Raw genomic sequence first — 26,459 nt, 5'->3', positions numbered from 1 at the left:
ATGAATACTTTATATCTGGATAGTATTGGGTTTCTAATTGCAACAGCGATAATCGTAACAACTGGTTCCAGACTTTCCAAATATGGAGATCTATTGGCTGATATGCTGGGCTGGGGAAAAATGTTTATGGGTCTTATCCTAATGGCATCTGTAACTTCTATGCCTGAACTGATGAACGGAATAAGCGCAGTTGTCATTTTGGATGCTCCTGACCTTGCCGTTGGCGATATTGTGGGAAGTTGCGCTTTCAACATCCTTATTATTTCCATTATGGATTTTTTTTATAATCATAAAAAACCATTAACATCCGTTGCACAACCGGGCCATATAATTGCCGCCTCTTTTGGAATCATACTGTTATGCTTAGTTGCTTTTGCTATTTTGATGCCTAATTTTTTTGGAACTATTCTTTGGATTGGAGAATTCAGTATTCTATTTCTGATATTTTACCTCGTAGCCATTCGGGTTATTTTCCTTTATGACAAAAAAGAAAATAATCATCGTGAAGCACAAAAAGATACTTACACTTTAACTTTAAAACAAGTGGTTCTACGTTATGCTTTGAACGCGGTCATTTTGATGGGTGCTGCTATGCTATTGCCTTATTTTGGAGAACACCTTGCTGAAGCCAGCAGATTGGGACAAAGTTTCTTTGGTACATTATTCATCGCAGCTTCCACGTCACTTCCGGAAGTAGTCGTGTCTATTGCCGCCATCCGCATCGGAACTATCGACTTGGCGATTGGTAATATTTTTGGAAGTAATATTTTTAACATTGCCATTCTTGCGCTTGACGATATACTCTATACCAAAGGACCTATTTTTCAATTTACAAGTCCCAATCATATTATTCCCGTCCTTGGCACCATTATTATTACCGCAATAGGAATTATTGGAATTGTTTTCAAAGAAGAAAAAAAATGGAAACTCGCAATTGATACTGCATTAATTGCTGTCGTTTATGTACTCATGATGGGGCTTTTATATTACAAAAAATAAAAAAACAAAGCGATGAACTGGCATTTACTCCCACTTTCCGAAATTACCCAGTTGTTGCAAACAACTCCAAACGGTATTGATGAAATTACAGTATCAGAACGTATGTGCGAACATGGAAAAAATGAAATTGAAGACACAAAAAAGAAAAGTATTTTACAAATGATCCTTTCTCAGTTATCTGATTTCATGATTCTGATTCTGATTGCGGCTGCAATAATTTCGGGAATAATAGGCGATGTAACAGACACCATTATTATTCTTGCCATCATTATTATCAATGCCATTGTGGGATTCATTCAGGAATATCGAGCCGAAAAAGCGATGGAAGCATTGAAAAATATGGTTGCAAACCATGCGCGCATTGTACGCGAAGGAAAAATGATTGACATTCCGGCTTCGGATCTTGTTCCTGGCGATGTTGTAGTTCTAGAAGCCGGAAATGTTATTCCTGCAGATATTCGTTTTTTTGAAACCCATCAAATAAAAGTGGACGAATCAGCACTTACCGGGGAATCCAACAATGTAGAAAAAAATACAGAGGAACTTCCAGAAGGAAATTATGCTCTAGGCGACCAAACCAATATGGGCTACAAAGGCACTTCGATTACCAACGGAAGAGCTCTTGGTTATGTTGTGGCCACAGGAATGCATACTGAACTGGGACATATCGCTAAAATGATTCAAACGGATGAAACTACAACACCGCTGCAAAAAAGATTAGCTGCTTTTGGCAAACGTTTGTCCGCTGTTATTCTAATCATCTGCACTGTCATATTCTTTATCGGATGGTTGCGGGGAGAATCTGTAATGACGATGTTGATTACTTCCATTTCCCTTGCTGTTGCTGCAATTCCTGAGGCTTTACCAGCATTAGTGACTATCGCTTTGGCTTTTGGTGCCAAGAAATTAGCCAAAAACAATGCGCTTATTCGCAAATTACCCGCTGTGGAAACATTGGGTTCCGTAACCTATATCTGTTCTGATAAAACGGGAACTCTCACGCTGAATAAAATGACTGTACAGGAAATTTTTGAAACTTCAGATACAAAATACAATGCCACTTTTGAAGAAAAAAACCGATTGCTTCACGTCATAGCTTTAAATAACGATGTCTCGAAAGGCGAAAACGGAAAATGGTTGGGAGATTCAACTGAAGTCGCATTGGTGCAATATGCTTTCGATAAAAATATAAACCGTACAGATTTAGAAGTTGCATTTCCCCGAATAGCAGAATTGCCTTTTGATTCTAAAAGAAAATGCATGTCAACCCTGCATCAAACTAAAAATACTGATAATGAAGTGATCGTAATTACAAAAGGAGCGGTCGATGTGCTATTTCATAAACTGAGTGCCGAGCAGCAATCACATATTCCCGAATTGGAACGCAAAGTAAACGAAATGGCTGAAAAAGGCTATCGGGTTTTAGGATATGCCATGAAAACGCTCTCTTCTTTACCGAAAAATTTAGATCCAGAAACAATTGAAACAGAACTAACGCTTATTGGTTTTGTTGGGATGATTGATCCGCCACGCGAGGAAGCAAAACAAGCGGTTTCGGAATGCAAAGAAGCGGGTATTATTCCCGTGATGATTACCGGCGATCATAAACTCACCGCAAAAGCCATTGCCGAAAAACTAGGAATAATTTCTTCTGAGGAAGATATGGTGCTGACGGGTTCTAAATTATCCGCATTAACACAAACAGAATTTGTAAAAATTGTGGAGAAAGTTCGCGTGTATGCCCGTGTCAATCCCGAACAGAAATTAAGAATCATTAATGCGTTACAATCTAAAAATCATTTTGTGGCAATGACTGGCGACGGTGTCAATGATGCGCCAGCACTAAAAAACGCTGATATTGGAATCGCCATGGGAATCAACGGCACCGAAGTTTCTAAAGAAGCATCCCACCTGATTTTACTGGATGATAATTTTGCTACAATTATTGTTGCAGTCAAACATGGCAGAAAAATATTCGATAATATCCTGAAATTCATCAAATACATCATGACCGGAAATTCAGGCGAAATCTGGGCGATATTTTTAGCACCGTTTTTTGGTTTACCCATTCCGTTATTGGCCATTCATATTCTTTGGATTAATCTAGTAACAGATGGTTTGCCCGGATTAGCCTTGGCCTCCGAGCCATCAGAAATAAATATTATGAAACACCCGCCCAGAAATCCAATTGAAAGTATTTTTTCAAATGGTATGGCAGTTCACATATTGTGGGTTGGATTTTTAATGGGTGTCGTCACAATAGGAATGCAGGCTTATGCGATACATGTGGCAAACTCACATTGGCAAACTATGGCATTTACGGTACTTTGCTTCAGTCAATTGGGACATGTAATGGTGATCCGTTCCGGACAGGATTCAATTTTTAAAATTGGTTTTTTCTCCAATAAATCCATGATTGGCGCTTTATTAATAACAGTTTCGCTACAACTTATGATTGTTTACACGCCTTTTTTTAATGAAATTTTCAAAACACAACCACTTACTTTATATGAGTTGCTGCTAACCTTAGCTTTGTCAAGTATTGTTTTTTGGGCGGTAGAAATCGAGAAGTGGATTAAAAACAGAAAAAAATAAGACAAGTGGATTCATAAAAAATAAATATACGATTTACCGTATATCAATAATTAACAATGTCATCTTCCTAAAGTTCAGATTGATTCACCTTTCTTTTTTATCAAAAATTACTTCTACATATCCCATTTTACAATCCTAATTATTCGCCCGAATAAAAATAACCATTACAAAAATGCTGTTATTTTTTAAAATTGATATTTTCTCGATAAAACCGTCAATATAATAGGCAAACAACACTTTTTACAGTGCTGATAATCAGATAAATAACTATATATTTGAGTAGCTATTTTCTGTTAAAAACTAATTCATTTGCTTATGGATACATTTTCAAAAATAAGGGAATTATTCAAAGCTTTTTTACTCGAAATTGGCGAACTCTCCTACTTTGCTGGTCGTTTTTTTCAAGAAACGTTCAAACGTCCAATGGAGTTTAAAGAGTTTTTGCGACAATGTTTTAATATGGGAAATCGTTCCTTGCTTCTGGTGGCTGTTACAGGATTTATCATAGGATTGGTATTCACCTTGCAGTCGCGTCCTACATTGCAGGAGTTTGGCGCTGTTTCCTGGATGCCATCAATGGTTAGTATTTCACTGATTCGAGAAATTGGTCCTATTATAACGGCTTTGATTTGTGCGGGACGAATTGGTTCTGGTATTGGCGCTGAATTAGGATCGATGCGGGTTACGGAACAAATTGATGCCATGGAAGTTTCCGGAACTAATCCGTTCAAATATTTAGTGGTGACCCGAGTTTTGGCTACCACTTTTATGTTACCCGTTTTAGTTTTTTTTGGCGATGCTATTGCAATATTTGGTTCTTTTCTTGTCGAAAATATCAAAGGAAATGTCTCTTTTTTATTGTATTACAACAAGGTTTTTGATGCCTTGGAATTTGGTGATTTGATTCCCGCAACCATCAAAACGTTCTTTTTTGGTTTTGCCATCGGATTAGTAGGTTGTTTCAAAGGATACAATTGCAAAAAAGGGACAGCAGGTGTGGGATTAGCAGCTAATTCTGCGGTGGTTTTCACCTCGATGTTGCTGTTTATTATTGATTTTATTGCTGTTTTTGTTACTGATATATTTTATGATTTATGACGATTATGAGTATCCCGAAACCCAATCAAAACCGAATTATAGAAATCAAAGACTTGCGAAAAAGTTATGGTGACAATCATGTTTTGGATGGTTTTAATATGGTGCTGAATGAAGGGGAAAATCTGGTGATTATGGGCAAATCCGGTTCTGGAAAATCAGTGATGATTAAGTGCTTGATTGGACTAGAGCAGCCGGACAGTGGTTCTATCATTGTGATGGGCAAAGATATTACCCAACTTAATCGCGAAGAACTGGACGATTTACGGACAGAAGTTGGATTCCTTTTTCAGGGAAGCGCGCTCTATGATTCGATGACCGTCAGGGAAAATTTGGAATTTCCGTTGCGTCGTCACAAAAAAAAGTTTGGAGTCATTAAAGACACCACGCCATTAGTGATGGAAGCTTTGGAAAACGTAGGACTGGCTCAAACCATCAATTTAATGCCGGAAGAACTATCAGGTGGAATGAAACGCCGAATAGCTTTGGCCAGAACATTGATTTTGCAACCCAAAATAATTTTATATGACGAGCCTACAACAGGATTAGATCCCATTACTGCAAAAGAAATTTTGCTCTTGATGATGACTATCCAACAAAAATACAACACCTCGGCAATAATTATCACGCACGATGTGGATTGTGCGAGGGTGATTTCGAACCGAATGATTTTATTGGTTGACGGCATCAATTATATCGAAGGCACTTTTGAGGAATTATCCGTCTCAACTGATCCAAAAGTACAAGCTTTCTTTAAATAAGAATAAAAAATGGAAAAAACGACATCACAAAAATTGCGTCTAGGACTTTTTGTAATAATCGGGTTAACGCTGTTTATACTCGCGGTGTATTTCATTGGCGATAAGCAACAAATGTTTGGAAAAACCAATCAGTTATCAGCGGTTTTTAATAATGTGAGCGGCCTGCAACTGGGAAACAATGTACGCTATTCCGGTATAAATGTGGGGACGGTTAGCAGCATTACAATGATTAATGACACGGCAATAAAAGTCGATATGCTGATTGACAAAACCATTTTTCCGCATATCAGGAAAAATGCCATTGCCACGATAGGTTCTGATGGTTTGGTAGGCAATATGATTATTAATATTATTCCCAGTAAGGAAAAAGCAACCTCAATATCGCCCGGAGATGAGATTCGTACGTTAAGTCGAATTCGCACCGATGATATGCTGAATACCCTTGGCAAAACCAATAAAAATGCGGCACTACTGACATCCGATTTACTTAAAATCACGAATGAAATTAATCAGGGAACTGGAACCGTGGGCTTGCTAATTAAGGATTCTAACTTGGCAAATGATTTGAAACAAACCGTTCACTATTTGAAAATTACAGGGCAAGGAAGTTCACAATCAATCACGAAAATCAACCAACTCCTTTCATCATTAGAAAATAAAGACAATGTGATTGGTGTTTTAAAAGATACGGCTGTTGCCAATAATCTTAGAAAAATAGTACTGAATTTAAAGCAAACCAGTACACAAATAGATAACGTTGTCAACAATCTCGATACTACAATTGTAAATATAAAAAACGGTAAAGGAGTAGTAAATTATCTTTCTAATGACCCCGAATTAGTTCGGAAAATAGATTCAACGATGACAAATGTTAACGAGGCAAGTTTGCGTTTGAATGAAAATCTAGAAGCTTTGAAACATAATTTTTTACTACGGGGATATTTTAGAAAACAAGAAAAAGCAAAATTGAAAGAAGAAAAGAAAGCGGAAGAACAAAAATAGTTTTTTGGATATTAATTTGATTTTAGAACTACATAAAAGACGATTACAACATGGTTACAATAGAAAAATTAGGAATAATTCTAAGTCCTACCGACCATCAATTTGAAAATAATGGCGTGTTCAATCCCGGAATTTATCAGGAAGGAAATACCATTCATGTTTTATACCGAGCGGTAGAACATGGCAATTATTCTACGATAGGTTACGCCAAGTTAGATGGTCCCATGAAAGTAACAGAACGCCATGAAAAACCATTAATTATTAGAGATTTTGATTATGAAAAACACGGTGTGGAAGATGCGCGTATTGTAAAAATTGAGGATACCTATTACATTACCTATACCGCTTATGACGGAGTCAATGCGATGGGAGCGCTTGCCACTTCAAAGGATCTAATTCATTTTGAAAAGCACGGTGTCATAACTCCACATGTTAATTATCAAGAATATGAAAATTTTGTAAACTATTGTGACAGTAATAAACTGAATCCAAAATACCATCAATATTACAATCTTTTTGCGCAAATAGGATTGGTTGCCGATGAGTTCAGATTGCTTCGGGATAAAGATGTGGTGTTGTTTCCAAGGAAAATAAACGGAAAGTTCATGCTTTTGCATCGGATTTGGCCAGGAATTCAGATTGCGGAATTTACCGATTTCAAGGATTTAACAGAGTCATTTTGGAAAGAATATCTCATTAATTTGGTGGATCATATTGTACTGGATCCCAAAGATATATATGAAGTCAATTACATTGGAGCTGGCGGTCCGCCTATAGAGACCGAAGACGGCTGGTTGATTATTTACCATGGAGTACAAGAAACAATTAAAGGGAAAATATATCATGCTAAAGCCGCATTATTACAATTAGATAATCCGAAAATTGAGATTGCCAGATTGCCATTTCCGTTATTTTCACCAACAAAACAATGGGAAATTGAGGGAGAAGTGAGCAATATTGTTTTTCCAACGGGACATGCTTTATTTGGGAATGACCTTTACATTTATTACGGTGTGGCTGATAAACACATTGCAGTTGCAAAATTAGAACTAAGCGAATTACTTCTCGAATTGAGAAAACAACCTTAAAAAATAACGCTATGAAAATCGAGAAAGGAATTAAAATGCTTCTTGTAAGCTCCTACCCGCCCAGAGAATGCGGAATAGCAACTTTTACGAATGATATTGTAAATGCATTGGATGTTGTCTTTGGAGACACACTTCCTGTGGAAGTATGCGCCTTACAAACCAGAGAACAAGATTTCCAATATCCTGAAGAAGTGAGCTATGTTCTGCCGGTAGATTCTTTGGTCCATTATAGGTTGGTTGCCGAGAAAATAAATGAACGAAACGATATTGGATTGGTTTGTATTCAGCATGAATTTGGTCTTTTCAGAGGGGAATATGGAGATCATATTCTTTCATTTATATTAGCGCTCAACAAACCCATTGTAACCGTTTTTCATACTGTGCTCCCTGATCCGGATGAAAAAAGAAAAAAAGTGGTTTATGCCATTGCTGATTTATCAGACAAGGTGGTGGTACTCACCAAAAAATCAAAAGAAATTTTGACCGAATATTATAATTGTCCTCCTTCTAAAAGTATGGTTATTCCCCACGGCAATCATACTGTACTCTGGGAACAGAAAAAAGTATTAAAAAATAAGTATGGCTTTAAAGACAAAGTTGTATTATCAACCTTTGGCTTAATTAGCGAAAATAAAGGGATTGAAACCGTATTGCATGCCCTACCGGAAATTGTAGCTCGACATCCTGAGGTAATTTATCTTGTTATAGGGAAAACTCATCCTGAAGTTATAAAAAGAGAAGGTGAAAAATATCGCAATTTGCTTACTGCTACAGTAAAAAAACTCGGTCTGGAAAACAATGTGATTTTCGTTAATGAGTATCTTCAATTGGACCAATTACTGGAATTTTTAACGTTATCCGAAATTTATTTATTTTCATCCAAAGATCCCAATCAAGCCGTAAGCGGAACTTTTGCGTATGCGATGAGCAGCGGCTGCGCAGTAATTTCTACACCGATACCGCATGCCGTCGAATCGTTAGGAAACGGCAATGGAATCCTATTAAAAAGTTTCGATAATCCTGAAGAATTTAAGGAAGCAATTCTTTTTCTCATCGAAAATAAAGAGCAACGAATAGCAATGGGAAGAAATGCTTTTTCTATGGCTCGTGCTACAAACTGGGAGAATATCGCCATACAATACCGCCTTTTATTTGACCAATTAACGAATAGAGAGGATGATTTGAGATTCAATTTTCCTCCAATAAAGTTAGATCATATCAAAAAACTGACTACCGATTTTGGAATTCTTCAGTTTTCCAAATTCAGTCAGCCTGACCCTGAATCTGGTTATACACTAGATGATAATGCCAGAGCATTAATCAATATGGTCCTATACAACAAAGCTTTTCCCGATAAGGAAAATTTAAAATTAGCGAATACTTATTTGAATTTTATTGAAGGAATACAGCAACACGATGGTTGGTTTGATAATTATAAAGATTACAACAAGAAATTGACCAAACAAAACGAAGAGGTAAATTTGGAAGATGCAAATGGTAGAGCGTTGTGGAGTCTTGGAACAGTGATTTCGCATAGACAAAACCTACCGCTGGACATGATTTGCCAAGCAGTAAAATGCTGGGATAAAGCCATCAAAAAAATTGATAATTTTAAATCTCCAAGAGCCATAGCTTACGCATTAAAAGGACTTTATCTTTACCATGAAATGTATGAAGACGGGGAAGTAAAAAAACATATCGAGAATCTTGCCGATGAACTGTTGCGTCATTATAAAATCAATTCGGCCGAGAATTGGTGTTGGTATGAAGATTACATGACGTATGCTAATAATGTCCTGCCAGAAGCTATGATGTACAGTTATCTAGTCACCAAAAATCCGAAATATAAAAAAATTGCGGTAATTACCTTCGACTTTCTGCTTTCTCATTATTTCATGAAAGGGCAGTTGAAGGTAATATCTAATCGAGGTTGGTTTAAGAAGCAAAATGAAAGGGTTTTCTATGGCGAACAACCTATTGAAGTGGCTACAACCATTATTGCACTTGATTTATTTTATGAAGTAACGCAAAATAAAAAATATAAAGACCAATTAAAACTTGCTTTCATCTGGTTTTTAGGGAACAATCATCTAAAACAGATCATGTACAATCCGGAAAATGGTGCTTCCTATGATGGCTTGGAGGACAAACACATTAATATTAATCAGGGAGCTGAATCTACTTTGTGTTTTTTCAAAGCGAGATTAATCATGGAAAAATATATGGAAAAACCATCTAATCCAATAAAAACATCCAAAAAGAAGTCCTTAATTACTTAAATTCCACTAAAAAATCTGCTGAAAAGCAGATTTTTTTATATCGTTTTCAATGCTTCAATAAGCATATCAATATCTTCTTTTGTATTGAAATGACTAAACGAAATTCGCAAACTTGGTTTTTTCAAATCTTCATTCGAAAGCATTTCGGCTAAAACATGCGAAGGTTTTATACTTCCAGATTGACAGGCACTTCCGCGGGAAACTGCAATTCCTTTCATGTCTAAATGAAATAAAATCATTGCTGTTTTATCCGCTGAAAAAGGCATTAAAACATTCAAAACCGTATAAAATCCATCAGCAGTTCCATTTATTTCAAAAGCTGGAAATTCGATTTCAAGTTGAGTAATAAGATAGTTTCGCAACTCAGTAATATGTTCTCTATCTGTTTCTAAATTGTTGTATGAAAATTCTAAAGCTTTTGCCATTCCGGCAATTTGGTGCAAAGCCTCAGTTCCCGCACGCAATCCTTTTTCCTGTTCTCCGCCAAAAAATAGCGATTGCAAACCCGAATTTTTTCGAATGAAAGCAAAACCAACTCCTTTAGGTCCGTGAAATTTATGCGCGCTGGCCACAATGAAATCAACAGGAATAGCTTGCAAATCGATCGTTGCTTTCCCAATAGACTGCACCGTATCCGAATGAAATAAAACATTATGTTCTTGACAAATACGTCCTATTCGCTCTAAATCTAAAACGGTTCCAGTTTCATTATTTACGTGCATCAAGCTGACTAATGTTTTCTTTTCCTGTGACAGTAATTCCACTAAATCAGTTATGTCAATTTCACCATTTGGTTTAATTGACACATAATCTACTTGAATACCATACTCTTTTTCTAATGCTAAAGCGGTGTGTAAAACGGCATGATGCTCTATTTTACTAGTAATAATTCGTTTTACTTTCAAATCCTTAACCGCAGAACGAAGAATCCAATTATTAGCTTCGGTACCGCAAGACGTGAAAATAATTTCCTGTGCAGTAGCATTCAAATTTTTAGCAATTGATTTTCTGGAAAGCTCCAAAATATTTTTTGCAGAACGTCCTAAACTATGTGTTGACGATGGATTTCCGTACTCTTCCGTTAAAACTTTAGTCATTTCCTGAATCACTTCTGGACGAAGAGCTGTGGTTGAGGCGTTATCTAGATATACTCTTTTCATTTTTTAAAATATAAAATTATTAAAGCCCTTTGATTTCTGTTGGCATCTCTTTCGTTTTTTTGGAGAAGAGAATTCTTTCATTGAAGACAACTATCGAAACCAAAATTAGAAAATAAGAAAACAATTGAAGGAAACTTACTTGCTCATTGTAATAAAATATGGCCAGTAAAAAATTAATAATCGGGTTAATATAAATCATAATTCCCACCGCGGAAGAGTTAATTCCTTTGAGCGCATAGAGATTTAAAAACAGTGGAATAATAGTAAAAAACACCACAATCATGAACATACAAGTGTAAAATAGAGGTTCAGTAGGGATTGCACCGCTGTATTTTGGATAGAAAGGCAAGAGAACAAGTGCCGTAAAAATCAATTGAATCGTCAAGCCCAGAAATTTATCTAAATCGTTATTTTTTCGTTGACTCACTAAATAGAGTGCGTAAGTAGCAGCGGTAATAAGGCTATAAAAAATATCCTGAAAATGATTGAAAGACAATAAAATACAACTAAAAAAACTGATTAAAACAGCAACCCACTGCCATTTACTTAATGTTTCTTTCAACATAAAAAAGGCAAATACTGTTGTTACTATTGGACAAATCAGATAAGCCAAAGATGCTGCATTAACACTGACATGATTCATCACATAAATGTAAACAAACCAGTTTGAAGAAAGAAATACGCCACCGCCAAGTGTCAATAACACAACATTTTTTTGTTGTTTTGAAGAGATATTTTTGAAATGATTCCAATTTTGCCGCATTACCTTTCTACGAAAGACAACATTGATTAATACCATCGTAATCACACTAAAAAATACCCGATAAAACAAAATATCCAAAGAAGGATAATTATGCAACGGTTTTAAAGCAAAACTAAAAAAACCCCACACAAAAAAAGCTAAAAAAGCAGCCGAATAATATTTGTTAAGCCTCATGACCAATATTAAATTGATGCAAAGATAATCAATTCTATTGTCTTTAAATGACAGCAATCCTGACAATACTGTCAGCCATATTTTTGTTTTTTACGGTAAATTATTCGGAAATAAAACCTAATATCCTGTTAAATCATCTATTTTTAAACGGGAATGTATTTGGAACAAATTAAAAATTCTATTTTTGTTACAAATACTATAAAAATGAAAAGAGTCCTTAGCTTGTTGGTTTTTTCCATGTTCTTAAATGGGTGTGATGATGGCGATTTAATTCAAGAAAACATCAATTTTGAAGATGTTAACACGCAAAAATGTACCACAAACAACATCATTTATAAACTGAAAGACAGTGAAGCGCTTATTTTTGAGGCAACCGGAGTTACGTTCCCTACCGAAACTACTTCACAAGAATTAAACATCAGCAGTGCCAATCGCGTGATTTATCGCTTTTATAATGCTACCGTCACTGCATCAACAATTTGCGAATCAATACCGCCGGCAACTCCTATTGTCACAGGACAATGGACTGCTACAGGTGGAAAAATAGTAATAAACACTACCGCTGTTAAAACCATAAATGAAACGGATAACAGTACAAAAATTACAGGTTATAATCACAATATCACTTTTAAAAACATCACTTTTGACAAAGGAACTGGAACACAAGTTTACGAAACATTCACTTTTGGAGACTATATAATTAGTGCTACGCCTTTACCTTTTGCATTCAATAAAACTCTCGAACAATGTCCTTCTTCTAAGCAATTATATGATTACAATAGCAGCGAAGCGCTGATTCTTGATGTTGATCCTACATTAATTGTTAATGAAGCAACACCGCTAAATGCCCCAAGAACCGGATTGATCAGCGATACAAAAAACAAACTTACCTACCGATTATTCTCCGGTTTAGTAACCGATGCCTATTTTTGCAACACCACTTTTCCGGCAACTCCTGTAGTGACTGAAGAATGGATTGCAGTAGCTGGAGTCGCAAATGCAAGTGGTATAGTTGAAGTTACTACTACTGTTTTTGGAAACGGTTTTAAGCATACTGTTGTACTCAAAAAAGTTAAAATGAAGAAAGGAAACAGCGATTTTATTTTGGGTGATAATTACATTTACGGCGAATTATTGACCACAAATTAAGACCTGAAAAGGCATGAAAATCGACCGGTTAAACGTTTGGGTTTTTGTCCAAAAAGAGACCCAATTTTAAATAAATTTTAATTGTAAAATTCATTTAAAATTGGGTCTCTTTTTTTATTTTAAAAACGTAAAATAAAAACTTACATAGCACTTTGCTTAATGAAAACTTCTGTTGCGCCTTGTCCATATTTTTGATAATTGCCTTCTTGAAAAGCGATGTCATCGTATCGTCCCAATAAGAAATCCAACTCCGCTTTCAGCACTCCTTCGCCAACTCCGTGAATAAAAACTATCTTCGGAATCCTATTGCGAATGGCAAATTCTATGTGTCTTTTTGCCGTTTCTGTCTGCAATGTCAGAATATCATAATTTGACATTCCGCGTTTATTTGGCACCAGTTTTTCAATGTGTAAATCAAACTCCGGAGCTGGAATTTCGTGCTTTGATTTCTTTTCTTTCACAAAACTTCGTGCTTTTGGAATCTCCTTTTCCTTAGAAACCTCACTTACATTTATTCTTCTGATAGAATCAAGTAAGTTACTGGAATCGTTTACTTTAATCAACTCTTTGACAAAAAATGTCATCATGAATCTATCCTCAGTTTCTATAGTTACTTGCTGTTCTTTTACTGAAAGCACAACTCCATTTATGGCTTCATCCAGCACTGAAACCTTATCTCCTTTGTTAAACATTTTCGTCTTCTTTATCTTGATTTTTACTCGGTGTTTTGGCACTCAATTGCATCATTCCAATCATAAATATTACAATTGCAACGACCATAATATACACATTTTTTTCGGCACTCACCTGCTCATACAAAGCAACAATGATAGCGATAATCATTATGGGAATTATAAATTTTTTCATCTTTTAAAATATCAGATTCCAAAAGTAATGAATTTAAAATTGCATCAATTATTATGACAAACCTTTCTTATTTTTTCGTACAATTGTAAAAAGAAAAACCATTGGATTTAGAAAAATATATGCTGCCGTGTTTAAGTAAAACACTCTTCGGAATGGAGTGTTTGGGCTGTGGTTTTCAGAGGGGATTTTTATTGCTTTTGCAAGGTGATTTCGAAGGTGCTTTTAAGATGTATCCGGCGATTTTTACCACCCTTTTATTTCTGGGAATTTTGGGTTTAAATTTTATTGATAAAAACAGGAATTATAAAAAAATCATCATTGGTTCCGCAATCTTAAATGGTGTTTTTATGATTGCGGGTTATTATTACAAACACTATTAACGGGTTCCTTTTTTTAACTTTTTAGAACCAAAAAATTATTTGATGCGTGTCAAAATATCATTCATCATTTCGATTTGAACTTTCTGAATTTGTATTAATTCTTCTTGTTGATGCATTATCAAATGATCCAGTTTTTCATGAAGCATTCTAATTTCAAGTTCGGATTTCAGATTGATCATATAGTCTTTTTTAGCTCTCTCGCGGTCTTTTTCTTCTTGACGATTTTGGCTCATCATAATTACCGGCGCTTGAAGTGCGGCTAGGCAAGACAAAATTAAATTCAACAAAATAAACGGATACGGATCAAATCCTTCATTCAAAAGAATATAGATATTAGCCAAAATCCACAACAGAATAAACACCCCGAAAAAAATGATAAATTTCCAGCTTCCGCCAAAAGCAGCTACTTTATCCGCCACTACTTGCCCAAAGGTGCGAATACCGGCTTCGTCTTCCACAGTACTCACTAAGGATTTATCCTCGTTTAGCGAACCAATAACTCTGGTTTCCAGATTAGTCAACTCCCCTATTTCAACTAATAAATAATTCGAAATGTATTTCTCGCGATACATATTGAGTTCACTAATCGACAAGAATTTATCGGCATCAAAATCAGGATAATCATTTTGGATAAGCGCCAATATTGGATTTCGAATGGTTTTAGCAGATACTTTATCCGCAATTGGGAATTCCTTTTTGGAAATATCACTTATAAAAGTTGCATTACTTTTCATGGATTGTTATTTAGTGGCTAATTTAAAAAACACTTTCATCAAAACTACTAATCGATTTCTGTAGATTGAAAATAAAAAAAATGAAACCGCTCTTTCATCACAAAAATTTAAAACAATAAATTCTGTAGCATTTAAACACTATAAATTTAACAAAAGTGTCGCAATAACCAAGATAGCTTTGTACATAAGAAAGAAATAATTCGAATTAGTTCAATATCTTTGCGATTCGTTTTAAAACCCATGAAAATGTCACTAAACTTCGAAAACATTCCCTTCTATTGCTGTTGTTGCTGTTTTTAAAATTCACTTAGTATAAACAGTTTTCAAAAAAAATCTTATTGTAATTAAATCCAAAATTGGGTAATTACAATTCAAACAATAGAAATCGACAGCATGAAATCATACAAAATATTAGACTTAATAGGAAATACACCTTTAGTTGAATCCACTCATTTGATACAAAATAAAAACGTAAAACTTTTACTAAAGCTGGAAGGAAATAATCCCGGAGGAAGCGTAAAAGATCGTGCAGCGTACAATATGATTAAATCCGCGCTGGACAGAGGTGACATCAAGAAAGGCGATAAACTTATTGAGGCAACAAGTGGCAACACCGGAATTGCTCTGGCGATGATTGCCCAATTATTCAATATCGAAATCGAATTGATTTTACCAGAAGATTCCACTATCGAACGCACGCAAACCATGCGTGCTTATGGCGCAACCGTAATTTTGACACCCGCTGCTACAGGAATAATTGGTTCCAGAGATTATGCCGATAAAAAAGTAGCCGAAGGCGGATATATTATGCTCAATCAGTTTGCAAACGACGACAACTGGAAAGCACACTACAATACCACTGGACCCGAAATATGGAATGACACCGAAGGAACTGTAACCCATTTTGTCTCAGCGATGGGAACAACGGGGACAATTATTGGAACTTCTACCTATTTAAAAGAAATGAATCCAGCAATTCAAATTGTTGGTGCGCAACCCAGCGACGGTTCCCAAATTCCGGGAATCAGAAAATGGCCTCAGGAATATTTACCTAAAATTTTTGATGCCAAGAAAGTAGATACAATCATTGAAGTTTCCGAAGAAGAAGCACGAGCGATGACCAAACGTTTAGCGCTGGAAGAAGGCGTTTTTGCGGGAATGAGCAGTGGTGGCTCAGTAGCAGCTGCAATAAAAATAGCTGAGAAATTAGAATCAGGAGTTATTGTCGCTATCATTTGCGACCGAGGTGATCGGTATTTGTCTTCGGATTTGTTTGATTAAATTACTTTTATCTTATAAAAACAACCTTACTTTTCTGTATCTTTCGGATAGGAATGGAAGGTTGTTTCATTTTATTTCGGCATCCCATTTTTTCTGTTTTCAAAATTTAAAATCAGGTTCCAAATGAAAAATATCAAATTAATTTACAGTATACTATTTTTATCAATTGTTATGGGAGGAAAAGTACAGGCGCAAGATTGGCCGAATTTAAATAAATATCAAAAAGAAAATGCAAATCTAAAACCGATAGCTCCGGGACAAAAAAGAATTGTATTTATGGGCGATTCCATTACTGAATTTTGGAGTGTAACAGATTCAGAATATTTTGCCGGAAAACCATACGTTAATCGAGGTATCAGCGGTCAAACAACTCCTCAGATGCTCATCCGTTTTAGAGCGGATGTTATTGCATTAAAACCAGTCGTTGTGGTTATTTTGGCAGGAATAAATGACATTGCCGGCAATACCGGTCCTGCAACATTAGACATGATTTCTAATAATATCTTCTCGATGGCTGAGTTGGCAAAAGCAAACCACATTAAAGTCATTTTATGTTCAGTATTGCCAGCCTATGATTTCTCTTGGAAACCCAATCAAAATCCGGCTGAAAAAGTAGTAGCTTTAAATAAAATGATAAAAAATTATGCTGACGCCAATGACATTCTTTATCTTGATTACTTCTCGGCTATGAAAGATGATCGTAACGGATTGAAAACTACTTATTCCGAAGACGGAGTACATCCCAACAAATTAGGATATCAGGTAATGGCTCCGTTAGCTGAAAAAGCAATCTCGGAAGTTTTAGCAAATAAATAATCTACTATACATAAACAAAAAGGCTCGATTTAAACTAAATCGAGCCTTTTTGTTTTATAAATTCGTGTTTATGCTAAAGTTGCTGTACTTGAAATTGCTGCATTCAACACTTTAGAAACCGGACAATTTTTCTCTGCTTTGGTTACCAATTGCTGAAAAGCATCCTCTGTTATTTCTTTCACTTTTGCTTGAACAGTTAAGTGTGATGTTACAATTGTTCCATCCACAAAATCAATATCACATTTCGTTTCGATACTTTCAATTTCAAAACCTTCTTCGCTAATGTAAGCAGAAAGTTGCATCGTAAAACAGCCTGCGTGAGCGGCTGCGATCAATTCTTCAGGATTGGTTCCAACTCCTTCTTCAAAACGGGATTTGAACGAATATTGCGTATCTTTTAATGTGGTAGTTTGTGTGGTAAGTTTTCCGGCTCCTTCTTTCAGTGAACCATTCCAGACTGCGGTTGCATTTCTTTTCATATTTTTCAGTTTTCTGTTTTCTCAAATTTAGTTCTTTTATCAAAAAATACTTTCAAACAAATGATAATTTAACTAAAATTTAAAGTTCGTTTTGCTACTGAAACTCTCATCATCACTCTCAACTGACATTATATTACGTGTTCGAAAAAAATCTGATTCTAAGAATTTTAAGTTAAGTTTAAAAACAATATTTATGTTACTTTTCTTATTTAATTGGTTGTGCTTATTAAAAAAGAAAGTGCTTTACGGGCGTAGTGTTACTGCTTGCGTAGCGAGGATTTGCCGCGAAAATCGGGAGTCGGACCAAATAAAAAACACCTAAAAATGAAAATATTTCACAATTTGAATTTATAAAACCATTCAAACACTTATTTTTGCGCTATGGCTAAGAAAAATACAGACAAAGTTGTCTTTCATCAAATAAAAGTCCTTGATGCTGGTGCAAAAGGCGTTTCGGTAGCAAAGGCTCCCGATGGAAAAGTAGTTTTTATCCCGAATGTGGTTCCGGGTGATGTGGTTGATGTGCAGACTTTCAAGAAGCGCAAAGCGTATTACGAAGGAAAAGCAGTTCATTTTCATGAATATTCAGAGCATCGTGTAGAACCTATTTGCGAGCATTTTGGTGTTTGCGGAGGTTGTAAATGGCAGAATATGAAATACAGCCAGCAGTTGTATTACAAGCAAAATGAAGTGAAAAATCATTTGCAACGCATAGGAAAAATAGAACTTCCGGAATTTGAACCGATTCTAGGTTCCGAAAAACAGTTTTTTTACAGAAACAAAATGGAATTTTCGTTTTCGAACAGCCGTTGGTTAATCGAAAAAGAAATTGACAGTACCGAAGATTTAGGAAATAGAAACGCACTTGGTTTCCACATTCCAAAAATGTGGGACAAAATCCTGGACATCAATAAATGTCATTTGCAGGAAGATCCATCGAATGCTATCAGAAACGAAGTGAGAGATTTTGCTAATGCAAATGGACTGACTTTCTTTAATCCAAGAGCGCATGAAGGTTTATTGAGAACTTTGATGTTGCGTACAGCTTCGACTGGTGAAATCATGGTTTTGATTCAGTTTTTCGAAAATGACAAAGCCAACAGAGAATTGATTCTAAATCATCTTTACGAGAAATTTCCGCAAATTACTTCGCTACAATACGTAGTAAACAATAAAGCGAACGATACTTTATACGATACTGATATTAAATTATACAAAGGTCGTGATTACATTTTGGAAGAAATGGAAGGTTTGAAATTTAGCATTAATGCAAAATCTTTTTATCAAACCAATTCGGATCAAGCTTATGAATTGTATAAAATAACGCGCGATTTTGCAGGTCTTACCGGAAATGAAATCGTTTATGATTTATACACCGGAACTGGAACAATTGCTCAGTTTGTTTCGAAAAAAGCAAAAAAAGTAATTGGTGTAGAAAGTGTTCCTGATGCGATTAAAGACGCCAAAGCAAATGCGGTGCGCAATGAAATTACCAATTGTGAGTTCTTTGTAGGAGATATGAAGGTGGTGTTCAATGATGATTTCATCGCTCAACACGGCCATCCTGATGTAATTATCACGGATCCGCCAAGAGACGGAATGCACAAAGATGTAATCGAACAAATTATGAAAATTGCTCCTGAAAAAGTGGTTTATGTAAGTTGCAACTCGGCTACACAGGCGCGTGATTTGGCTTTAATGGATGAGAAATACAAGGTGACTCGTGTGCGTCCAGTGGATATGTTCCCGCAAACGCATCACGTGGAAAATGTTGTACTTTTGGAAAGAAGGAAATAGTAGTCAGTTTGCAGTTTTTAGTATTCAGTGCGAATTTTACTGAATACTAAAACTGAACACTGAACACTGAATATTATTATATGAAAAAAACATTTTTATTATTGTTGCTTTTTGCTTTCACTCTCTCCAGTTGCGAGAAAGATGACATTTGCGATGCAAATACTCCCACAACGCCACGATTAGTAATAGAATTTTATGATTTTTTGAATCCTTCTGTTTTAAAAAACGTATCTAATCTGAAAGTTGTTGGCGAAGGAATGACCGATGGAATCCTTTTTAACGGCAGTCAAACTACCAATGGAAATACTATTTCTATTCCGTTAAAAACTGTTGGAACAAGTACGACCTATAGTTTTACATTAAATTCAGGAAATCCTAATCCTGTATTGATTGACGAAGACATCATAAAATTTGATTATACCACACAGGAACTTTTTGTTTCCAGAGCCTGTGGCTATAAATCAATTTTTACATTAGATCCAACAAATCCATATACACATACTGATGCGACAACTGCAAATCAAAAATGGATAAAATTTATATCGGTTGAAAAAAGTAACATCGAAAACGAAAATGAAACACACATTAAGATCTTTTTTTAGTATTTGTCTCGTATTGTCGTTGACTTTGGTACAGGCTCAGGAAACTACTCCTGTCAAAAGTGATCCAAAAACTGCCAAAACAGAACAGATTATTCCTGAAGCACCATTGCCTTTAGTCAAAATTAGTCCTGAAATTATAAAGAACGATTCGATTCCAGTAAAGACCGATCGTTATGGTGTACGTGTGGGTGTTGATTTATATAAACTGACACGCGCTCTTTATGACAAAGATTACAAGGGAATTGAGTTGGTGGGAGATTATCGATTGACTAAAAAATATTTTTTGGCTGCCGAACTTGGGAATGAAAATAAAACAACAGATGATGACCGTGTCAATTTCACCACCAAAGGATCGTACATAAAAGCGGGTTTTGATTATAATGCCTACGAAAACTGGCTGGATATGGAAAACATTATTTCTATAGGAATGCGTTACGGTTTCAGTACTTTTAATCAACAATTAAACAGTTATCGGATCTACAATGCGAATCCTTATTTTGGAGAACTTCCTGTAATTCCTTCCGGTAAAAAGTTTGATGGATTATCCGCGAGTTGGATTGAAGTTGTGGCTGGAGTAAAAGCCAAAGTATTTGATAATGTGTTTGTAGGTTTCAGTCTTCGATTGAACCGATTGATAACCAACAAAGAACCGGAGAATTTCTCTAACTTATATATTCCCGGATTCAACAGAACTTACGATGGCGATTTTGGTGTTGGATTTAACTACACCATTACTTATTTTGTTCCTATTTATAAGAAAAAAGTAAAGCCTATTGCTGTTCCAAAAAAAGTTGAGAAAAAGTAATTTAGAATTAGGAATAAAAAAATATCGCAAGGAAAACAACAGTTCTCTTTACAATATTTTTTTCTGTTAGAGTAAAAAACTACCCTATTTCCTTAATTCCTTTCATGAAAATCCATTTCATGAATAATTTCTCCCCGTCTTTAGTTTTTATCGCATGGAATTTTGGCGACAAAAGTGTTCCTATAACAAATGCGGTTAACGGAATACAAAATCCGGTTAAATTAGTGTAATGTTCCACTAAATACCTGGCAGAAATAAATAATATTGCAAAACATCCCAGTTGATAAAGGAATGCTCGTATTTGTAATTTGGTCATTTTTTTTAAATCTTAAAGTTTTAAAGTCAAAGGTCGAAAGTAAAAAATTGAATATTGTTTATTCAGCACTATCAGTTGTAACTTGAAACTTTGTTCTTTTACTTCCTTCGTACATTTCATATTTTACTAAACGAGCTTCTAAACCAGCATTAAAAAGTTTGATTTTTCTCGAAGGTTTTAGTCCAACATATTTCAGTGCTTCCAAGTTCGCTGTAATCATCCAAGCATTCGTTCCAGGATAATTTTTCTTCAAAGTATCACCAATATTTTTGTAGAATTCTTCCATGTGAATGTCCAAACGCTCATCATACGGCGGATTGAAAACGATATGCAGTTTTCCTTCTGAAGTTTTTTCAGTATCAAAAAAGTTCTGTTCTTCAATAGAAATATACTCGTCAAGATTAGCATTTTTGATATTGTCTTTGGCTTTTTGAACGGCACTTGGTGCTTTATCATAGCCTTTTATCGTGTAATGAAACTCACGAACGCGTTTCAATAAACTGTCCGAGATATTATCAAACAAATCATTGTCCCAATCGTTCCATTTTTCGAAAGCAAATTCCTTACGATTGATGTTTGCCGGAATATTACAAGCAATCATGGCTGCTTCGGCTAAGAATGTTCCCGAACCACACATTGGATCCAAGAAATCCGTTTGACCGTCCCAACCAGAAAGCAATAAAATTCCTGCTGCCAAAACCTCGTTTATAGGAGCAATATTGGTTGCAGTCCTGTATCCACGTTGATTCAATGCATTTCCTGAAGTATCCAGTGCCACTGAAACCTGGTCTTTATCGATATGGATGTTGATTCTTAAATCAGGATGTATTTTATCAATGCTTGGTCGTTGCCCAGTTCTTTCTCTGAACTGATCCACAATCGCATCTTTACACTTTTGGGAAACAAATTCTGAGTGATTAAAATATTCCGAATGCACCGTTGTATCAATCACAAATGTCTGATTGGCATTTAGTAATTTAGACCAGTTCATGCTCGAAATTCCTTTGTATAAAGCCTGTTCGTTATTGGCCTTGAAAAAATAAATAGGTTTCAGGATTTTTAAAGCGGTACGCAAAGACAAATTCGCTTTGTACATAAAGCCTTTATCTCCTTTAAAACTTACCATTCTTACCCCTTGCTCCACATCTTGTGCGCCTAGGTTTTGCAACTCTTTTGCTAATATTTCTTCAAAACCAAAAAAGGTTTTGGCAACCATTTTATAATTATTTTCCATTTGCCCCTTTTGCCCACTAAAGCGGGAATTGTTATCGTTATATTCGGCAAAAATACACTAAATTTGCATCAATCGAATTAATTGAAAAATAATAAATGTCCGAATCTAGCAAATCCTCTACCGAAAATCAACCACAAACACCTGTGAACTGGTACAGTTCGTGGTTTGACACTCCTTATTATCACATCCTTTACAAGGACCGAAACTATAGAGAAGCCCAGGTTTTCATGGACAATCTTACCCATTATCTGAACCTTCCTGAAAAGGCAACAGTATTGGATTTAGCCTGTGGAAAAGGTCGCCATTCTATTTATTTGAACCAATTGGGTTTTGATGTTCTTGGTGCTGATTTATCGGAGAACAGTATTGCCGAAGCTACTAAAAATACGAATGAAACCCTTCATTTCAAAGTACACGATATGCGTGAACCTTTTGAAGAAAAATTCGATGCCATTTTCAATCTGTTTACCAGCTTTGGCTATTTCGAAAATGACGAAGACAATCTAACAACATTAAAAGCCATCAAAGACAGCCTTTCGGAATATGGTTTTGCCGTAATTGACTTTATGAATGTTGCCCAAGTTCTCGAAACATTAGTTCCCGAAGAAACAAAAACAGTTGATGGAATCGATTTTCATATCAAACGTTATTTAAAAGAAGGTCATATTTACAAAGAAATTGATTTTGAAGACAAAGGTCAAAAATTTCATTTTACCGAAAAAGTAAAAGCCTTAACGCTTAAAGATTTTGAGGAATTAATGGAAGAAGCAGGAATTTATCTGTTGGATATTTTTGGCGACTACAAATTAAAAAAATTCCACAAAACGGAAAGCGAACGTCTAATCATGATTTTTAAATAATTGTTGGGTTAGTCGGCTAATCGAAAAAAAAAAATAAACCGTGAAGCAGATTTACGGTTAAACGAACATACAAATAAACGGTTAAGCAAATAACATGAATTACCTTTTACCTTTACTTTCCGTAATTATAGGATATAGTATCGCATTGGTTTTAAAACCAAAAAACAAAACGAATCTCAAATTGCTACTAGCTTTTAGTGGTTCTTTTTTACTTTCCTTAACGGTTATGCATTTATTACCGGAAATTTACGAAAGTGCAAACCCAAACATTGGACTCTTTATCATGCTGGGGATATTATTCCAAATCATATTGGAATTTTTCTCTAAAGGTGCTGAACATGGGCATGTTCACGGGCATCCTACAATGACCCAAATACCGTGGTTGCTATTCATCAGTTTATGTATTCATGCATTCTTGGAAGGATTTCCAGTGAGTCATCACCATGATTTAGCAATCGGAATTGCTATACATCATTTACCAATAGCCATAATCCTGACCACCTTTTTTATTAATGCCGGTCTGAACAAAAAAGCCATTTTTATTTTCATGATAACCTTTGCAGTCATGACACCGCTTGGTACCATTTTATCTGATTATTTGCCAGTATTAAACGTGTATTATACTGAAATCACCGCCATTGTAATAGGAATATTATTTCATATTTCATCCACCATTATTTTCGAAAGCAGCGAAGGACACAAGTTCAATATTGCCAAAGTTTCGATGATTGTGATAGGAATTGCGTTGGCATATTTTATATAATTTTATAAAGCTAAGAAACAGAAATAAAGAGATTTCTGTTTCTTAGCTTTTAATTTTCTAATTACCTACCGTTCTTTTATTCTCCTCCTTATTTCCAAAATCACGCTGTTGTACATTGATTTTTTTGTTTCCAAAATTATAAATCACAGATAAACGTACAAATCGATTACTTTCTTTCTGGTCATATACCTGTTTTACACCGTTTATAACTGAAGTAAAATCTTTTAAATATGAGGTATTAAAAATATCATTTGCCAAAAAGGCAATCTGCATGGTTTTATTAAACAAATCCTGTTTGAAGCCAATATCAAAACTTGAGGCATATCCTACTTCATATAAACCGCTCTTAAAAGGAGTTGTATACGTAAAATCGATTTGCAAATTTGTCATTTTACTTAATAAAAAAGTATTATTTGTAGAAAAATCAATTTGTAAACTGTTTGATGGTGTGGCATTGATATCTTTAATAAATTCTGTTTTTGCTCCCAAAAGGTACAATGAATTTTCACTAGACCACCAATCTGCAAAACTTGCCGAGTAACTTTCCCCTATTCCATAATTTAAGTTTTTAAAATAATTCTCACGGGTTACAATCTGTGTATTGGTTTCCGGGTTTGAGGTAAATAAAACGCCATAACCGTTTGTAATTAAATTAACAAAAACACTTGTTCTCAAAATCTCTTTATAAGAATGTGCCAACTCAATATTATCACTAAATGATGGCCTTAAAAACGGATTTCCTTCGGAATAACTATTGCTGTTGATGTAAATTCTGAACGGATTCAATAAGTCAAAACGTGGCCTGTTGATTCTTTTTCCGTAATTCAAACTAAAAGTATTGTTTTCGTTTTTCTTGTAAGAAGCATAAAACGTTGGGAATACTTTCAAATAATTATTTTCTGTTTGCTGATTTAAAGTTTCAGAAAATCCATTTGTTTGAGTGTTCTCCAATCTTAATCCCATTTGGAAATTCCATTTTTCATTGAGTTTTTTATCCGCATTTACATAAACCGCCTGATTATTTTCAGTGTATTTAAATCGGTTGGATTGGTTCGAATCTAATTCCGGAGTTCCTGTAATTGTATTGAAATAAAGTACATCACTTACACTATTTGTAAAACTCATTTTTGCGCCATAAGACAAATTCAATGCTTGAAGCGGATGTTCCATATCTGCCTTAAAACTCCAATTGTCAATATCCTGATTCGAAATATTTCTTCCCGACTGATTTATATCAACAAATGTCATCTCTGACGTGAAGTTATTAGCGACAAAATTTCTATCGAATTTTGAACTGTAATTAAAATAGTCCAAATCAAAAGATAACTTCCTTTTTAAGGAATCTAGTTTGGTAATTAAATGTGCATTATACGTTTGATTTTTTGATCCTTTATCAGTGAAGCTATTGTTCAGCGTAACATTATCCAATTCATTTTGAGTATTGTAATCCTCAATTCTAATATCCGAATTAAAATCAGGGTTATTTCTATCGTTTAAATATTGAAATCCAATAGTAGTACGTTCTGAAAGATCATAATCTAAAGCCAATTTACTCGAAAGATTTTCAGTTTTTACCTTTGTCACACTTTTCATATGTGAAAGTCCATCAGGAAAATACATTTTTAAATCATCTGTAGCATTCAAATAACCTGTTTTTGCATTAATGCTAGTAGAAAATCTAAACTTGTTTTTATTGTAAAAAAAGTTATCTCTTAAAGTATAAATACTATATTTATTTTGATCATAAGAAACTGTAGTCGTGTTTTTCCAGGAATCACGAACTCCTTTTTTCATAATAATATTAATCAATCCACCAGTTCCTTCGGCATCATATTTTGCCGGCGGATTGCTGATAATTTCAATATTTTTAATATCACTAGCCGAAATTGATTTCAGAAAATTATTCAGTTCCTCACCTACTAATTCAATCATTCGTCCATCTATCATAACACGGGAAGTTCCTTTCCCTAATATATTGATTGTATTATTCTGAACGACAACTCCGGGAGCTTTATTAATGGCGCTTAAAGCATCTCCGCCAACTGTTGTAAAATTGTTTTCAAGATTATACACCAAACGATCCGTTTTCTGTTCGATTGTTTTCTTTTTAGATTGAATGATTACCTCATTTAAATTGGTTGCGCTTTCTTTTAAAATGATTGTTCCTAAATCAGTATCATTTTCTATTGTAAACTCTTTTTCATAATCTGTAAATTCTAAAAGGGTGATTCCAATTTTATAAGATCCTATTTTAAGATTGATTTCAAAACTACCATCTTGTTTAGAGGTTGAACCATCTATAATTTTTCCTTCTGAATTCGATATGGAAACATCTGCCCATTCTAATGGTATTGTTTCATTTGTTATTTTTCCCTTTAATTTAAATGATTCTTGTGCTAAACAAAATAAAGGCAATAATAAAAAGATAAGGAGATTTGCTTTTTTCATGATTTCTAATTT

25 protein-coding genes are annotated in these 26,459 nt (G+C 34.9%); 16 read left to right on the top strand and 9 right to left on the bottom strand.

The genetic code is table 11. The features are described 5' to 3' along the window. The 7 genes from BC952_RS06990 to BC952_RS06960 all read left to right on the top strand — a co-directional run bounded on the left by BC952_RS06990 (position 1) and on the right by BC952_RS06960 (position 9,819). On the top strand, positions 1-999 hold the full coding sequence (locus tag BC952_RS06990; RefSeq protein ID WP_121364825.1) for a sodium:calcium antiporter: 999 nt from the start codon (positions 1-3) through the stop codon (positions 997-999). 12 nt (positions 1,000-1,011) lie between these two features. Beyond that, positions 1,012-3,594 carry a cation-translocating P-type ATPase gene (locus BC952_RS06985; protein WP_121364824.1) on the top strand — a complete coding sequence of 861 codons (2,583 nt, stop codon included), beginning with the start codon at positions 1,012-1,014 and terminating at the stop codon, positions 3,592-3,594. 315 nt (positions 3,595-3,909) lie between these two features. Then, entirely contained in the window at positions 3,910-4,692 is a 783-nt protein-coding gene (locus BC952_RS06980; protein ID WP_121364823.1) for an MlaE family ABC transporter permease, read from the top strand. 5 nt (positions 4,693-4,697) lie between these two features. Then, positions 4,698-5,450, top strand: a complete 753-nt coding sequence (locus BC952_RS06975) for an ABC transporter ATP-binding protein (protein WP_121364987.1) — start codon at positions 4,698-4,700, stop codon at positions 5,448-5,450. A 9-nt stretch (positions 5,451-5,459) separates the two neighbouring features. Next, positions 5,460-6,452: an MlaD family protein gene (locus BC952_RS06970; protein WP_121364822.1), complete on the top strand. Its 993-nt coding sequence runs from the start codon at positions 5,460-5,462 to the stop codon at positions 6,450-6,452. Positions 6,453-6,502: 50 nt separating this feature from the next. Then, positions 6,503-7,540, top strand: a complete 1,038-nt coding sequence (locus tag BC952_RS06965; RefSeq protein ID WP_121364821.1) for a glycoside hydrolase family 130 protein — start codon at positions 6,503-6,505, stop codon at positions 7,538-7,540. Between the two features lie 11 nt (positions 7,541-7,551). Then, positions 7,552-9,819, top strand: a complete 2,268-nt coding sequence (locus BC952_RS06960) for a glycosyltransferase (protein WP_121364820.1) — start codon at positions 7,552-7,554, stop codon at positions 9,817-9,819. Between the two features lie 35 nt (positions 9,820-9,854). On the opposite strand, the gene BC952_RS06955 is transcribed toward BC952_RS06960, so the two are convergent. Together BC952_RS06955 and BC952_RS06950 are read right to left on the bottom strand one after the other, a co-directional pair. Beyond that, the gene (locus tag BC952_RS06955) at positions 9,855-10,979 is read right to left on the bottom strand and encodes a cysteine desulfurase family protein (RefSeq protein ID WP_121364819.1); all 1,125 of its coding nucleotides are present in this window, start codon (positions 10,977-10,979) and stop codon (positions 9,855-9,857) included. 19 nt (positions 10,980-10,998) lie between these two features. Further along, positions 10,999-11,916: an EamA family transporter gene (locus tag BC952_RS06950; RefSeq protein ID WP_121364818.1), complete on the bottom strand. Its 918-nt coding sequence runs from the start codon at positions 11,914-11,916 to the stop codon at positions 10,999-11,001. A 204-nt stretch (positions 11,917-12,120) separates the two neighbouring features. On the opposite strand from BC952_RS06950, the gene BC952_RS06945 reads away from it, so the two are divergent. After that, a complete protein-coding gene (locus BC952_RS06945) occupies positions 12,121-13,065 on the top strand; it encodes a hypothetical protein (RefSeq protein WP_147405265.1) in 945 nt (314 codons plus the stop codon). 140 nt (positions 13,066-13,205) lie between these two features. On the opposite strand, the gene BC952_RS06940 is transcribed toward BC952_RS06945, so the two are convergent. Together BC952_RS06940 and BC952_RS06935 are read right to left on the bottom strand one after the other, a co-directional pair. Beyond that, a complete protein-coding gene (locus BC952_RS06940; protein WP_121364816.1) occupies positions 13,206-13,757 on the bottom strand; it encodes a Smr/MutS family protein in 552 nt (183 codons plus the stop codon). Next, entirely contained in the window at positions 13,750-13,932 is a 183-nt protein-coding gene (locus BC952_RS06935) for a hypothetical protein (RefSeq protein WP_121364815.1), read from the bottom strand. The genes BC952_RS06940 and BC952_RS06935 overlap by 8 nt, the downstream gene beginning before the upstream one ends. A 101-nt stretch (positions 13,933-14,033) precedes the next feature. Here BC952_RS06935 and BC952_RS06930 point away from each other — a divergent pair, with 101 nt between their 5' ends. Next, positions 14,034-14,312: a DUF2752 domain-containing protein gene (locus BC952_RS06930; RefSeq protein ID WP_121364814.1), complete on the top strand. Its 279-nt coding sequence runs from the start codon at positions 14,034-14,036 to the stop codon at positions 14,310-14,312. Positions 14,313-14,347: 35 nt separating this feature from the next. Here the strand turns inward: BC952_RS06930 and BC952_RS06925 are convergent, their stop codons facing one another. After that, positions 14,348-15,046, bottom strand: a complete 699-nt coding sequence (locus tag BC952_RS06925) for a DUF1003 domain-containing protein (protein WP_121364813.1) — start codon at positions 15,044-15,046, stop codon at positions 14,348-14,350. Positions 15,047-15,439: 393 nt separating this feature from the next. On the opposite strand from BC952_RS06925, the gene cysM reads away from it, so the two are divergent. Both cysM and BC952_RS06915 read left to right on the top strand, forming a co-directional pair. Further along, positions 15,440-16,327 carry a cysteine synthase CysM gene (gene cysM, locus BC952_RS06920; RefSeq protein WP_121364812.1) on the top strand — a complete coding sequence of 296 codons (888 nt, stop codon included), beginning with the start codon at positions 15,440-15,442 and terminating at the stop codon, positions 16,325-16,327. A 123-nt stretch (positions 16,328-16,450) separates the two neighbouring features. Continuing rightward, positions 16,451-17,143: an SGNH/GDSL hydrolase family protein gene (locus BC952_RS06915; protein WP_244200106.1), complete on the top strand. Its 693-nt coding sequence runs from the start codon at positions 16,451-16,453 to the stop codon at positions 17,141-17,143. Positions 17,144-17,211: 68 nt separating this feature from the next. On the opposite strand, the gene BC952_RS06910 is transcribed toward BC952_RS06915, so the two are convergent. Further along, positions 17,212-17,622 (bottom strand): OsmC family peroxiredoxin, encoded by a 411-nt coding sequence (locus tag BC952_RS06910; RefSeq protein WP_121364811.1) that lies wholly within the window; start codon positions 17,620-17,622, stop codon positions 17,212-17,214. Positions 17,623-18,003: 381 nt separating this feature from the next. On the opposite strand from BC952_RS06910, the gene rlmD reads away from it, so the two are divergent. The 3 genes from rlmD to BC952_RS06895 all read left to right on the top strand — a co-directional run bounded on the left by rlmD (position 18,004) and on the right by BC952_RS06895 (position 20,826). Further along, entirely contained in the window at positions 18,004-19,419 is a 1,416-nt protein-coding gene (rlmD, locus tag BC952_RS06905) for a 23S rRNA (uracil(1939)-C(5))-methyltransferase RlmD (RefSeq protein WP_121364810.1), read from the top strand. Positions 19,420-19,499: 80 nt separating this feature from the next. Next, positions 19,500-20,021 carry a DUF6452 family protein gene (locus BC952_RS06900; protein WP_121364809.1) on the top strand — a complete coding sequence of 174 codons (522 nt, stop codon included), beginning with the start codon at positions 19,500-19,502 and terminating at the stop codon, positions 20,019-20,021. Then, complete coding sequence (locus tag BC952_RS06895; protein ID WP_121364808.1) at positions 19,993-20,826, top strand: DUF6048 family protein; 834 nt, start codon at positions 19,993-19,995, stop codon at positions 20,824-20,826. The genes BC952_RS06900 and BC952_RS06895 overlap by 29 nt, the downstream gene beginning before the upstream one ends. A 79-nt stretch (positions 20,827-20,905) precedes the next feature. Here the strand turns inward: BC952_RS06895 and BC952_RS06890 are convergent, their stop codons facing one another. Both BC952_RS06890 and BC952_RS06885 read right to left on the bottom strand, forming a co-directional pair. Beyond that, entirely contained in the window at positions 20,906-21,142 is a 237-nt protein-coding gene (locus tag BC952_RS06890) for a hypothetical protein (RefSeq protein ID WP_121364807.1), read from the bottom strand. A 58-nt stretch (positions 21,143-21,200) separates the two neighbouring features. Then, the gene (locus tag BC952_RS06885; RefSeq protein WP_113633334.1) at positions 21,201-22,376 is read right to left on the bottom strand and encodes a THUMP domain-containing class I SAM-dependent RNA methyltransferase; all 1,176 of its coding nucleotides are present in this window, start codon (positions 22,374-22,376) and stop codon (positions 21,201-21,203) included. Between the two features lie 95 nt (positions 22,377-22,471). Between BC952_RS06885 and BC952_RS06880 the strand changes: the two genes are divergently transcribed. Together BC952_RS06880 and BC952_RS06875 are read left to right on the top strand one after the other, a co-directional pair. Beyond that, complete coding sequence (locus tag BC952_RS06880) at positions 22,472-23,236, top strand: class I SAM-dependent methyltransferase (protein ID WP_121364806.1); 765 nt, start codon at positions 22,472-22,474, stop codon at positions 23,234-23,236. Positions 23,237-23,330: 94 nt separating this feature from the next. Further along, on the top strand, positions 23,331-23,999 hold the full coding sequence (locus tag BC952_RS06875) for a ZIP family metal transporter (RefSeq protein WP_113633336.1): 669 nt from the start codon (positions 23,331-23,333) through the stop codon (positions 23,997-23,999). A gap of 57 nt (positions 24,000-24,056) precedes the next feature. Here the strand turns inward: BC952_RS06875 and BC952_RS06870 are convergent, their stop codons facing one another. After that, entirely contained in the window at positions 24,057-26,447 is a 2,391-nt protein-coding gene (locus BC952_RS06870; RefSeq protein WP_121364805.1) for a TonB-dependent receptor, read from the bottom strand. Positions 26,448-26,459 lie beyond the last annotated feature (12 nt).

This window comes from Flavobacterium limicola, assembly GCF_003634755.1.
Taxonomy (GTDB): domain Bacteria; phylum Bacteroidota; class Bacteroidia; order Flavobacteriales; family Flavobacteriaceae; genus Flavobacterium; species Flavobacterium limicola.
This window is presented reverse-complemented; position numbering and strand designations above follow the sequence as displayed.